The organism is Actinocorallia sp. A-T 12471, from assembly GCF_033875155.1.
Classification (GTDB): Bacteria; Actinomycetota; Actinomycetes; order Streptosporangiales; family Streptosporangiaceae; genus Actinocorallia.
In genome coordinates, this window is record NZ_JAWZTE010000006.1 from 217,419 (window position 1) to 229,238 (window position 11,820).

The 11,820-nt window shown below is 70.1% G+C and carries 13 protein-coding genes; 9 read left to right on the plus strand and 4 right to left on the minus strand.

Annotated features, from left to right (window positions below; all coding sequences use genetic code 11):
* The first annotated feature begins 110 nt into the window (after positions 1-110).
* Positions 111-683, plus strand: a complete 573-nt coding sequence (locus tag R9X44_RS19125; RefSeq protein WP_319815557.1) for a helix-turn-helix domain-containing protein — start codon at positions 111-113, stop codon at positions 681-683.
* Between the two features lie 95 nt (positions 684-778).
* On the opposite strand, the gene R9X44_RS19130 is transcribed toward R9X44_RS19125, so the two are convergent.
* A complete protein-coding gene (locus R9X44_RS19130) occupies positions 779-2,611 on the minus strand; it encodes an acyl-CoA dehydrogenase (RefSeq protein ID WP_319815558.1) in 1,833 nt (610 codons plus the stop codon).
* 239 nt (positions 2,612-2,850) lie between these two features.
* Here R9X44_RS19130 and R9X44_RS19135 point away from each other — a divergent pair, with 239 nt between their 5' ends.
* Genes R9X44_RS19135 through R9X44_RS19145 form a run of 3 tightly spaced genes read left to right on the plus strand, consistent with a single transcriptional unit; the run spans position 2,851 to position 5,828 of the window.
* On the plus strand, positions 2,851-3,633 hold the full coding sequence (locus tag R9X44_RS19135) for a sporulation protein (RefSeq protein ID WP_319815559.1): 783 nt from the start codon (positions 2,851-2,853) through the stop codon (positions 3,631-3,633).
* Positions 3,634-3,637: 4 nt separating this feature from the next.
* Positions 3,638-5,071, plus strand: a complete 1,434-nt coding sequence (locus R9X44_RS19140) for a hypothetical protein (RefSeq protein WP_319815560.1) — start codon at positions 3,638-3,640, stop codon at positions 5,069-5,071.
* A 10-nt stretch (positions 5,072-5,081) separates the two neighbouring features.
* Positions 5,082-5,828, plus strand: coding sequence for an SDR family oxidoreductase (locus R9X44_RS19145; RefSeq protein WP_319815561.1), 747 nt, complete (start codon positions 5,082-5,084; stop codon positions 5,826-5,828).
* On the opposite strand, the gene R9X44_RS19150 is transcribed toward R9X44_RS19145, so the two are convergent.
* Together R9X44_RS19150 and R9X44_RS19155 are read right to left on the minus strand one after the other, a co-directional pair.
* The gene (locus R9X44_RS19150; protein ID WP_319815562.1) at positions 5,818-6,441 is read right to left on the minus strand and encodes a rhomboid family intramembrane serine protease; all 624 of its coding nucleotides are present in this window, start codon (positions 6,439-6,441) and stop codon (positions 5,818-5,820) included. The genes R9X44_RS19145 and R9X44_RS19150 overlap by 11 nt on opposite strands.
* A 67-nt stretch (positions 6,442-6,508) precedes the next feature.
* The gene (locus R9X44_RS19155) at positions 6,509-6,778 is read right to left on the minus strand and encodes a WhiB family transcriptional regulator (RefSeq protein ID WP_413774963.1); all 270 of its coding nucleotides are present in this window, start codon (positions 6,776-6,778) and stop codon (positions 6,509-6,511) included.
* Between the two features lie 143 nt (positions 6,779-6,921).
* On the opposite strand from R9X44_RS19155, the gene R9X44_RS19160 reads away from it, so the two are divergent.
* Both R9X44_RS19160 and R9X44_RS19165 read left to right on the plus strand, forming a co-directional pair.
* Positions 6,922-7,395 (plus strand): GNAT family N-acetyltransferase, encoded by a 474-nt coding sequence (locus R9X44_RS19160; protein WP_319815564.1) that lies wholly within the window; start codon positions 6,922-6,924, stop codon positions 7,393-7,395.
* Between the two features lie 40 nt (positions 7,396-7,435).
* Positions 7,436-8,398: an NADPH:quinone oxidoreductase family protein gene (locus R9X44_RS19165; protein ID WP_319815565.1), complete on the plus strand. Its 963-nt coding sequence runs from the start codon at positions 7,436-7,438 to the stop codon at positions 8,396-8,398.
* Here R9X44_RS19165 and R9X44_RS19170 read toward each other — a convergent pair.
* Complete coding sequence (locus tag R9X44_RS19170) at positions 8,395-8,796, minus strand: gamma-glutamylcyclotransferase family protein (protein ID WP_319815566.1); 402 nt, start codon at positions 8,794-8,796, stop codon at positions 8,395-8,397. The genes R9X44_RS19165 and R9X44_RS19170 overlap by 4 nt on opposite strands.
* A gap of 33 nt (positions 8,797-8,829) precedes the next feature.
* On the opposite strand from R9X44_RS19170, the gene R9X44_RS19175 reads away from it, so the two are divergent.
* The 3 genes from R9X44_RS19175 to R9X44_RS19185 all read left to right on the plus strand — a co-directional run bounded on the left by R9X44_RS19175 (position 8,830) and on the right by R9X44_RS19185 (position 11,681).
* On the plus strand, positions 8,830-9,405 hold the full coding sequence (locus tag R9X44_RS19175; RefSeq protein ID WP_319815567.1) for a GNAT family N-acetyltransferase: 576 nt from the start codon (positions 8,830-8,832) through the stop codon (positions 9,403-9,405).
* A 47-nt stretch (positions 9,406-9,452) separates the two neighbouring features.
* Positions 9,453-10,226, plus strand: coding sequence for an HAD-IIA family hydrolase (locus R9X44_RS19180; protein WP_319815568.1), 774 nt, complete (start codon positions 9,453-9,455; stop codon positions 10,224-10,226).
* 834 nt (positions 10,227-11,060) lie between these two features.
* Positions 11,061-11,681, plus strand: coding sequence for a hypothetical protein (locus tag R9X44_RS19185; protein WP_319815569.1), 621 nt, complete (start codon positions 11,061-11,063; stop codon positions 11,679-11,681).
* Positions 11,682-11,820 lie beyond the last annotated feature (139 nt).

Here is an 11,820-nt window from a genome sequence, read left to right on the forward strand (position 1 = left end):
CATCCTGCGCTAGTGTTCACTAATCCGTCAACGACAATCCGGAGACCGCAACAGCGACACAGCTCGACCACGAGGCGCGGTACGGATTGCAGGGGAGAGGGGGAGGTGGCGTGAGCACCCGGGAGCGGATTCTTGACGCGGCCGCCGAGCTGTTGCGCACCCGGGGCGTGGCCCAGGCGACGACGAAGGAGATCGCGCTGGCGTCGGGCGTGTCGGAGCCGACGCTGTACAAGTACTTCGGCGACAAGGAGCGGCTGCTCCTTGCCGTCCTCGAAGAGAGGCTGCCGGGCCCGTCGCGGGTGGTTCTGCGGCCGGGCGAGGGCGATCTCGCCGAGACCCTCACCGACCTCGCCCAGGCATACCTCGACTTCTACCAGCGGTCCTTCCCGATGTTCGGCGCGCTGCTGGCCGACCCTGAGCGCATGGCCGCGCACCGCGTCGCGCTCGCCCGGCACGGCGGCGGCCCCGAGCGCCCCGCCGCGGGCCTCGCGGCCTACCTGCGCGCCGAGCAGCGGCACGGCCGCGTCTCGGCCTTCGCCGACCCCGACGCCGCCGCGGCGCTGCTCGTCGGAGCCTGCTTCCACAGGGCGTTCCTGCGCTACTACGCCGAGGGCCCCGACGCGTCCCCCGCCCCCCGCTCCTTCGCCGAGGCCCTGGCCGCCTCACTCCTCAACTCCCTGTAACCGCCACCGCCCGCCCCGCCGAGGGCGATCGGCGGGGCGGGCGGTGCCCTTCAGGAAGACTCCCCGGAGGGGGCCTTTGGAGCGGTTCTGGTGCCTTAGAAGGCGGACTCCGGGAGCTCCATGACGTCGAGGGTGGTGTTCTCGGCCATGAGGCGGTCGGAGGTGAGGCGCGGAAGGACGTTCGCCGCGAAGAACTGGGCGGCGGCGACCTTGCCGGTGTAGAAGTCGCGGTCGGCGTCGGAGACGTCGCCGGACAGCTTCTCCAGGGCGATGGTGGCCTGACGCAGCAGCAGCCACGCCACGACGGTGTCGCCGAGTGCCAGCAGGAGACGCGTCGAGTTCAGCCCGACCTTGTAGATCTCCTTCGGGTTCTCCAGCGAGCCGAGCGCCGCGTTCACCATCGTGCCGATGATGCCCTCGGTGTCGGCGACGGCCTGGGCGAGCAGGGCCCGCTCGGCCTTGAGGCGGCCGTTGCCGGCCTCGGACGCCGCGAACTCCTTGATCTCGTTCGCCAGCACGTTCAGGGTCGCGCCCTGGTCGCGCAGGATCTTGCGGAAGAACAGGTCGAGGCCCTGGATCGCGGTGGTGCCCTCGTAGAGGGTGTCGATCTTGGAGTCCCGGATGTACTGCTCGATCGGGTAGTCCTGCAGGAAGCCCGAGCCGCCGAGGGTCTGCAGGGACTCCGCGCCGAGCAGCGCGTAGGAGCGCTCGGAGCCGAAGCCCTTGACCAGCGGGAGCAGCAGGTCGTTCATCTTCTCGGCCTGCGCGTCGTGGCGGCCCTCGTGCTGGGCGATCTGCACCGCGTCCTGGTAGGTCGCGGTCAGCAGCACGAGCGCGCGCATGCCCTCGGCGTAAGCCTTCTGGGTGATGAGCGAGCGGCGCACGTCGGGGTGGTGGGTGATCGTGACGCGCGGGGCGGCCTTGTTGGTCTGCTGGGTGAGGTCCGCGCCCTGGACGCGCTCCTTGGCGTACTCCAGCGCGTTCAGGTAACCGGTCGACAGCGTCGCGATGGCCTTGGTGCCGACCATCATGCGGGCGTACTCGATGACGAGGAACATCTGGCGGATGCCGTCGTGCTTGTCGCCGACGAGCGTGCCGACCGCGGGGTGCTTCTCGCCGAAGGTCAGCTCACACGTGGTGGAGACCTTGAGGCCCATCTTCTTCTCGACGTTCGTCACGTAGACGCCGTTGCGCTCGCCGAGCTCGCCGGTCTCCACGTCGACGTGGTACTTCGGCACGAGGAACAGCGACAGGCCCTTGGTGCCGGGGCCCGCGCCCTCGGGGCGGGCGAGCACCAGGTGGTAGATGTTCTCGGACATGTCGTGCTCGGCCGAGGTGATGAAGCGCTTCACGCCCTCGATGTGCCAGGTGCCGTCGGGCTGCTGGACCGCCTTGGCCCGGCCCGCGCCGACGTCGGAGCCCGCGTCGGGCTCGGTCAGCACCATGGTCGCGCCCCACTGGCGGTCGACGGCCAGCTGCGCGAACTTCTTCTGCGCCTCGTTGCCCTCGTTGAAGAGGATCTGGGCGAAGCCGGGGCCGGAGGAGAACATGTAGATCGCCGGGTTCGCGCCCAGGACGTGCTCGGCGACTGCCCAGTTCAGCGACCGGGGCGCGTTGGTGCCGCCCAGCTCCTGGCCGAGGTCGAGACGGAACCACTCGGCGTCCATCCACGCCTTGAACGACTTCTTGAACGACTCGGGCATCTTGACCTCGCCGGTGGCGGGGTCGAAGACCGGCGGGTTCCGGTCGGCGTCCTCGAAGGACTCCGCTACCTGGCCCGTGGTGAGGCGGTTGACCTCGTCGAGGATGCTCCGCGCGGTGTCCTCGTCCAGCTCGGCGAACGGGCCGGTGCCCAGGACGTCCTGGCGGTTGAACACCTCGAAGAGGTTGAACTCGATGTCCCGAAGGTTGGCCTTGTAGTGCCCCATGGGTGACACCCCGTCTAGCTCGTCGGCGGTGCCCGTCTCGGCCCGCTCTACCGGTTAGTAACTACCATGATGCTACCCGTCAGTAACCGGTGACAAGCCTCGGGGCGAACCCGGTTCGGGTGTGACTCATAACACACTACATGTGGGGAGATCATCCGGAACGTGACGCTTGCGTGGGACGACTAAGAGGACAGTGTTGGAATGGAGCCCCCAGCCACTACCTAGGAGAGACGAAAACAGTGGTCTTCAAGAAGCTTCTCGGCGCCCTCGGAGTCGGCGGGCCCACCATCGAGACGATCCTCAGGGACTCGAACGTCCGCCCCGGCGGGATCGTCAGCGGCGACATCCACCTTGTCGGCGGTGAGCGCGAGGCCGACATCCTCGGCGTCAACGTCGCGCTGGTCACCCGCGTCGAGGTCGAGAGCGGCGACAACGAGTACAGCCAGAACGAGAAGTACGCCAAGGCCCACCTCACCGGCCGGTTCAGCCTCCAGCCGGGCGTCCGCCACAGCTTCCCGTTCCAGCTCGAGGTGCCGTGGGAGACCCCGCTCACCCACATGTACGGCCACCCGCTGCGCGGCACCACCGTCGGCGTCGCCACCGAGCTCGAGGTCGCCCGCGCCATCGACGCCACCGACCTCGACCCCATCGCGGTGCACCCGCTGCCCGCGCAGGAGCGCATCCTCGCCGCGTTCTCCAGCCTCGGCTTCCAGTTCCGCAACGCCGACTGCGAGAAGGGCCGCATCTACGGGGTCAACCAGCTCCTGCCCTTCTACCAGGAGATCGAGTTCTACCCCGGCTCCCGCTACGCCTCGGCGTTCAAGCAGCTCGAGGTGACGTTCGTCAGCAACCCGGCGAGCACCGAGGTCATCCTCGAGCTCGACAAGCGCACGATGTTCGGCGACAGCCACGACACGTTCCTGCGCTTCACCGTCCCGAACCAGGGCTTCGAGAACGTCAACTGGGAGCAGAACATCGACGGCCTGCTCCAGCAGGCCGGACGCAAGCGCGGCTGGTTCTAGCCACTTGCCCGCGGGCAGCCTGACCGGCGCGGAACAGGAACTGTGGGACGCCTATCCGCGCGGCACGCTCGTCGACCTCACCGATCGCCCCGACCGCGAGGTCGGGGCGGCGGTGATCGCCCGGCTGCTGCTCGGCGCGGCCCCCGCCGAGGACGGCCACATCCCGGCGGTCCGCCTGCGCGGAGCCGTCGTCACCGGGATGCTCGACCTCACCGCGGGGGACGTCGAGTGCTCGCTGCGGCTCATGGAGTGCGTCCTGGACGCCGCGCCCTCCTTCCGCAACACCCGGATCAGGGAGCTGATGCTCCTCGACTGCGCCCTTCCCGGGTTCCTCGGCCTCGGGCTGCGCACCGAGGCGACGCTCCGCTTCGACAGGTCGGTGATCGACGGCCAGCTCGAACTGCGCCGCGCCCAGCTCGCGGGCGGGCTCATCCTCAACGGCGCGCGGATCACCGCGCAGGACGAGACCTTCGCCGTCTTCGCGTCCGGCATGGCGATCGAAGCCGGGCTGTTCGCACGGGACGCCCGGGTCACGGGCGGCATGCGGCTCGCCGGGTCGCGGATCAACGGCGGCCTCTTCCTTGAGGGCGCGACCCTGGCCAATTCCGGACGGTTCGCCCTCGACGGGCACAACCTCGTCGTCACCGACGCGTTGGAGTGCTCGCACGGGTTCAGCGCCGAGGGCACCGTCAAACTGCGCGGGGCACGGGTCGAGGGGACTGTCTCGTTCGACCGCGCCGCCCGGCTCAGCGCACCCGGCGGGCTGGCGATCCAGCTCTCGCACTCCGACGTCGCCGAACTCATCCTCACGCCGCGGGAGCCGATCGAGGGCGTCGTCTCGCTGTCGTACGCGCGGATCGGGGTGCTGCTCGACCAGACCGACGTGTGGCCGGCCCAGCTGCGGCTCGACGGGGCGGTCTATGAGTCGCTGCGGATCGGCGATCCCGAGCAGCGCCTGGACTGGGTGAACAGGGACCCCGACGGCTTCCGTTCCCAGCCTTACGAGCAGTTGTCCGCCTGGGCCCTACGGGACGGCCGCGAAGACCTGGCGCGGCGCGCCCAGCTGATGAAGTTCCGCCGCCGCAGACGGTCCCAGCCGCCGCACACGCGGTTCTGGGGCGCGCTGCTCGACGTGACGGTCGGCTACGGGTACCGGCCTTGGCTCGCCGCCGCATGGCTCGCGGTGATCATCGCGGCCGGGACCGTGGTGTTCAGCCTCGTCCCGCCCCGCCCGATCAAGGAGCCCGCCGAGCTTCCCGACTTCCAGGCGCTGGTCTACGTGGTCGATCTGCTCATCCCCATCGGGGCGTTCGGCCTGCGCAGCGCGTGGGACCCGGTGGGCTGGACCCAGTGGGCGGCGTACGGAATCATCGCTTCGGGGTGGATTCTCGCGACGGCGCTCATCGCGGGCGTGACACGGGTTCTGCGACCCGGGTGAAGGGGGCGAAATGGGGACTTATCTGGTTACCGGGGCGACCGGCGGCATCGGCCTCGCCACCGCCGAACTGCTGCGCGAGAAGGGGCACGACCTCGTGCTCACCGCGCGCTCGCCGGAACGGCTGACGGACGTCGCGGGCCGGTTCGCCGCCGCGCCCTACGGCAAGACACAGGCGTGGTCGCTGCCCCAGGCGTCCGGGACGGCCGAGCGCGCGGTGCGCACCGTCGTCCTCGACCTCGCCGAGCCGCGCAGGATCGAGGCGGCCCTCGCCGTCGCCGACCTGCCGCCGAGGCTCGACGGGGTCGTGCACAGCGCCGGCGTCTGCGATCTCGGCACGGTCGCCGAGCTCGACGCCGACACCTGGATCGACCAGCTGATGGTGAACCTCGTGGCCGCCGCCGAGCTGACCCGGCTGCTGCTGCCGTCGCTGCGGGCCGCGCGCGGGCACGTCGTCTTCGTGAACTCCGGCGCGGGGCTGCGCGCGCACCCGAACTGGTCGGCGTACGCGGCGAGCAAGCACGGGTTGAAGGCCCTCGCGGACTCCCTGCGCCAGGAGGAGTCGGTGCTGCGCGTCACGACCGTCTACCCGGGCCGTACGGCGAGCGAGATGCAGCGCAAGGTGCGCGCGCAGGAGTCGGCCCCGTACGACCCGTCCGTCTACATCCAGCCCGCGACGGTCGCGCGGGCCATCGTCGGCGCGCTGGAGACGCCGCCCGACGCCGTCGTCACCGACCTGTCGGTCCGGCCTAACGCGTGAGCCCGCCCCGGTCGCGGCGGCGCAGCAGGAACGCCGCGACGAGCCCGCCGATGAGCCCGAACAGGTGGCCCTGCCAGGAGATGCGCGGGTCGCTCGGGAACACCCCGTAGACGATGCCGCCGTACAGCACGACGACGCCGACCGCGACGAGCAGGTCGAACAGATGGCGTTCGAAGACGCCGCGGCCGAGCAGGTAGCCGAAGTAGCCGAACACGAGGATGCTCGCGCCGAGCGTCTCGGAGTTGGGCGGTCCGGTGAACCAGACGCCGAGCCCGCCGATCACGATGACGATGAGGTTCATCGCCAGGAACTTGCCGATTCCGCGCAGCGCCGCGAGGAACCCCAGGGCCGCGAACGGGATGGTGTTGGCGATGAGGTGGTCGAAGTTGCCGTGCAGGAAGGGCGCGGTGAAGATCTCGGGGAGGTCGCCCGGGTCGCGGGCGCGGATGCCGTAGTGGTCGAGCTGTCCGCCGATCAGGAGGTCGACCGCCTCGAGCAGCCACATTCCGGCCAGTACCGTCAGGATCAGGGCGGCGGCGGCCAGCGCGCGGGTCGCGTGGGTGCCGATGTCGCCCGCGGCGCGTCTGCCGAACGCCCTGCTTCGTTCGTCCATCGGGGGCTAGATCCCTATCCGTCGTCTTGAATAGACAACGTCCGGCCTACCCGATTAGTCCCCGGCACTACCGTCGAAGGTAACGGCGCTCCTCGGGGGTGGTGCCGCCCCAGATCCCGACGGGCTCCCCGGCCCGCAGGGCCCAGTCGAGGCACTCGGCGGCGACGGCGCAGCGGAAGCAGATGCGCTTGGCCTCGGCGACCTGCGCGCGGGCGGGCCCGAACTCGCTGATCGGGTAGAAGAGCTCAGGGTCGGACCCCGCGCACTCGGACAGGTCGGTCCAGTGGTCGTCGGCTTCCTTGCGCACCGCCAACGGGTTCGCCGGGTCGCGGTACATCGTGGTCTTCAAGGCTCACGCCTCCTCGCGTGCTCACTTGGGGGTGCCACCCAATGTAGTACTACATCCCGTAGTACTACAAGCGAGCGTTACGGCAAGGCCACGTGAAAGCAACAGAAGTGTGTCCCGATACCCTGCGTCCCATGACAGGGACCCGCAAGCCGCCGGTTTTCCGCGACGCCACCCACGCGGACCTGGAGAAGATCGTCAAACTGCTCGCCGACGACGTGCTCGGCGCGACCCGCGAGACCCCCGAGGTCAACGAGCACTACGAGACGGCGTTCGCGGCCATCGAGGCCGACCCCAACAACCGCCTCATCGTCGCCGACCTCGACGGCGACGTCGTCGGCACGCTCCAGCTCACCTACATCCCCGGCCTCACCTACATGGGCAGCTCACGCGCCCAGATCGAGGGTGTGCGCGTCGCGGGCGACCTGCGCGGGCACGGCGTGGGCCACGCGATGCTCTCCTACGCCATCGAGGAGGCCCGCGCCCACGGGTGCCGCGTGGTGCAGCTCACCAGCGACCGTCAGCGGCCGGACGCGATCCGCTTCTACCAGAAGATCGGCTTCCGCCCCTCGCACATGGGCCTGAAGTACCCGCTCACCGAGGACTGACCCTTCCCCCGCGGGCATCGACCGAATAATGTTCGGTTCCATGGTGCAGCTCGTCGTTGAAGAACTCGGGTCGGTCACGTTCACCGAAGGCGCGACGCCGGAACCCGGGCCCGGCCAACTCCGCGTCGACGTCGGCGCGGCGGGCGTCAACTACGTCGACGGGCTCCTCATCCAGGGCCGCTACCAGATCAAGCCGCCCCTGCCCTTCACCCCCGGCAGCGAGATAGCCGGGACCGTCAGCGCGCTGGGCGACGGCGTCTCAGGCTTTTCCGTCGGCGATCGCATCCTGGCGATGTGCGGATTCGGGGGATTCGCCTCCCAGGTCGTGATCAATGCCGACAGCGCGGTACCCGTCCCGGAAAAGATGGACTTCGCGCGGGCCGCGACCTTCACCCAGTCCTACTGCACCGCGCTCTTCGCGCTGCGCGACCGCGTCGGGCTGCGGCCCGGCGAGACGGTCCTCGCGCTCGGCGCGGGCAGCGGGGTCGGGCTCGCCGCCGTCCAGGTCGCCGTCGCGCTCGGCGCGCGCGTCCTCGCCGCGGCCTCAAGCCCGGAGAAGCGCGACATGTCCCTCGCCGCCGGGGCCGAGGGCGTCGTGGACACCGCGTCCCCCGACGCCGTCAAGGCGGCCGCCAGGGACTTCGCGGCGGGCGGCGTGGACGTCGTGTTCGACCCCGTCGGCGGCGACCTCGCCCCTGCCACGCTGCGGGCGCTGCGCGACTTCGGCCGCTACACCGTCATCGGGTTCACCGGCGGCATCCCCTCGGTGCCGCTCAACCAGGTGCTGCTGCGCAACCGCTCGGTCGTCGGCGTCGACTGGGGCTTCTGGGCGCTGACCAATCCGGTGAAACAGCGCGAACTGCTCGAAGACGCCCTCGCGCTCGTCGCCGACGGACGGCTCGACCCCGTCGCGCCGCAGGAGCGGCCGCTCACCGAGATCGAGGGCGCGCTCGCCGACCTCGCCGCCCGGCGCGTCGCGGGCAAGATCGCGCTGATCCCCTAGCGCGCGGGCGAGTTCCGCAGGTACTCGTCACGGAAGGCGGCGCATACGGGAACCCAGGCGGCGACGTCGAAGGCCTCGGGGTCCCAGACGTCAGACAGGGTCTCGTGACGCCACACGTAAGCGAGCGCCCGTCTTCCGTCGGTCAGGTCGACGGTCTCCACGGTGTAGTCGTCGTCCTCGTAGGCGTGCAGGATCTCCAGCTCCCCCTCGGTGAGCCCCTCCACGACGAGCCCCTGCGCGATGCCTTCGGCGCGGACCATGCCCGGATAGGCGACCCCCGGCAGGGCGGCCACCTTCCAGCCGTCCGCGCTCGCCTGGGACAGCCGGGGCGTCCGGCCGAGCAGTGCGTCGAGGACCTCGGGGAAACGCAGCGTGCCGTAGACGAAGAGATCGGGCATGGGCCCCAAAATAGCCGGTGGAGAGGACAGCACATGATCAGGAAGTTCCGTCTTGACGACGAGTACGCCGTCTACGACATCTGTCTCAGGACCTCGTCGAACCCCGACGGCTTCGACGACCCCCAGCTCGTCGGGCACGTCTACGCCGGGCCCTACCTGCGCTTCTCGCCGCAGTTCGCCTCGGTCGTGGACGAGGGGACGGTGCTCGGCTACATCGTCGGCACGCCCGACACCCGCGAGTTCGAGGCGCGCTGCCGCGAGGAGTGGTGGCCGATGCTGCGCAAGCGCTACCCCGACGACCCGGCCGACCCGAAGACCCCCGACGAGCGGATGATCCGCATCATCCACCACTTTCTGCCCGCACCCGAGGAGATCGTCAAGGACCACCCCTCCCACCTGCACATCAACCTCCTCGACGGCACCCGCGGCAAGGGCTACGGACGCGCCCTCATCGAACGGCTCACCGACGAGCTGATCGAGGCCGGATCGCCCGGCCTGCACTTCGGCGTCGACCCGGCCAACACCAACGCGCTCGCCTTCTACCGCGCGGTCGGCTTCGCCGAACTGCGCCGCGACACCCACACCGTGTGGATGGGCCGCCGCTTCTGAGACGTGGGACACGCTTGGTCCGGGGGGTTCGCGGCAAGATTCCCGGTATGACAGCGGTGCTTCTGGACATCGACGGCGTGCTGACCGTCTCCTGGCGGCCCCTCCCGGGCGCGGTGGAGGCGGTCACGCGGCTCCGCGCGGACGGACACGACATCCTCCTGCTGACCAACACGACATCTCGCACAAAGGCCGAGATAACGGACGCGCTTGTGTCGGCGGGCTTCCCCGTCGGGCCGGACGACGTCATGACCGCGACCACCGCGACCGCGTCATATCTCGCCGAACACCATCCCGGCGCGCGGGTCTTCCTGCTCAACGGCGGCGACGTCACCGCCGACCTGCCCGACATCAGGCTCGTCGACGACGCCCCCGACATCGTCGTCATCGGGGGCGCGGGACCCGCCTTCGACTACCCGACCGTCAACCGGGTGTTCGGCTTCCTGCTCGACGGCGCGCGGCTCATCGCCATGGCGCGGAACCTCTCGTGGCGGACCTCCGAAGGTCTCAGCCTCGACGCCGGCGCGTACCTCCTCGGCTGGGAGGCCGCCTCAGGGGTGCGCGCCTCGGTGGTCGGGAAGCCCTCGTCCGCCTTCTTCCACGCGGCGCTCGCCAGGCTCGGCGCGGCCTCCGGCGTCATGGTCGGCGACGACCTCGAGTCCGACGTCCTCGGCGCGCGGCGCGCGGGCGTAGGGCTCTCCGGTATCCAGGTCCGCACCGGCAAGTTCCGCGAGAAGGACCTCGCCGCCGCCGCGCCCGAAGCCCCCGACCACATCATCGACTCCGTCGCCGACCTCCCCGCCCTCCTCGATTCCCTGCCCTGATCGCGGCCCCTGCCGCAAACAACTCTTCCCCGCTTTATCCGGCCCCCCCGGACCACAATTCCGACTATTTCCCGGCGCGATCCGGACGCCGTTAAATCGAGATCATGCATTTCGGTCCCCCGGAATCCGGGTCGGGTCTTTTCCGCGCGCCGAACCGCGAGTCGCGGGAGTTCGCGTGCGTGCGCGCACGGAAGCGCGCCTTCCCGCGTCGGGCCGCCCACGCCCGTCGGCCGGAGGGCGGCCCGTTCCCGACCGGAACCCGCACATGCCGTCGATCATGGCGCTGAGCTGTGCTTTCCCAGCCTTTCTCACCTCGCAGGCGAGGCTCGGCGTTTTTGTGCGTCACCTGACATACCTCACCCCGCCCGGCCCTCCCCGACGCGTGCGCCGTCAACGACCCGGTCCGCGACACGCCCGAGCCTTCCGCGGCGCACCCCCGCCCCGCATTCGCCCAGCGGCCGTCCCCACCGCAATACACCGCCCGACCCGCCCCGATCAAACCAATTAGGGAATTGCACAACCACGGGCGCGCCGCGACCCGAGCACCTATCATTTCGAACCCAGCCGACCGTTCCCGAGTGCCGAACCCGGGCTCGCGGCACGGCCGTTTCCCCGCGACCACAAACAAAGGAGGCGTCCCGTGCCCACCACCCGACCCGACCCCACCCGATCCCCCTCACCCACCACCCCCACCGAACAAACCACCCCCAATCCCACCCAACCCGTCCAACCCGTTCGGCTCGTCCAGAGTGTCGAGGGTGTGTTGGGCGTCCGGGGTGGACGGGGCGGGTGGGCGTTCGCGGGCGGGCGGTGTCGGGTCAGGGGTGGGCGGCCATGACGGGCGGGGACGTACGCCAGTGGACGCCCGCCGGCTGGTGCGTGCTGTTCTCCTGTGACGTCATCTCCTACGGGGACGCGCGGCGGACCGACGAGGTGCAGGAGTTCCTGCGCGAGGGCATGTACCGCGCGCTTGAGGCGAGCTTCACGCACGTGGGCATCCCGTTCGGCGATCTCTACCTCGAGGACCGCGGCGACGGCGTCATCAGCGCGGTGCCCGCCGAGCACGATCCCGCCCTGCTCGTCACCGCGGTGTTCGACGGGATGAAGGTCCGCGTCAAGCGCCGCAACCGCCTCGCGAGCGAGGTCGCGCAGATGCGGCTGCGCGCCGCCGTCCACCTGGGCGTCGCCCGCTACGACGGGCGCGGCCTCGTCGGCACCGACGTCAACCACCTCTGCCGCCTCCTCGACGCACCCGCCTTCAAGGACGCCATCCGCGACTCCGACGCACCGGTAGCCCTCATCGCCAGCGAACGCTTCTACGACGACGTCATCCGCAAGGACATCGGCGTCATCGACGTCGAGGAGTACCACCGCCTCCACGTCTCCTTCAAAGAAACCTCCTGCCCCGCCTGGATCCGCATCCCACCCACCACCTCAATCCCCACCCCTCCATAACCCACCACCACCCACCACCCAGCCCACCCAGCACCCAGCACCCAGCACCCAGCACCCAGCACCCAGCACCCAGCACCCAGCACCCAGCACCCAGCACCCAGCACCCAGCACCCAGCACCTAACAGCCAAGCACCCGCCA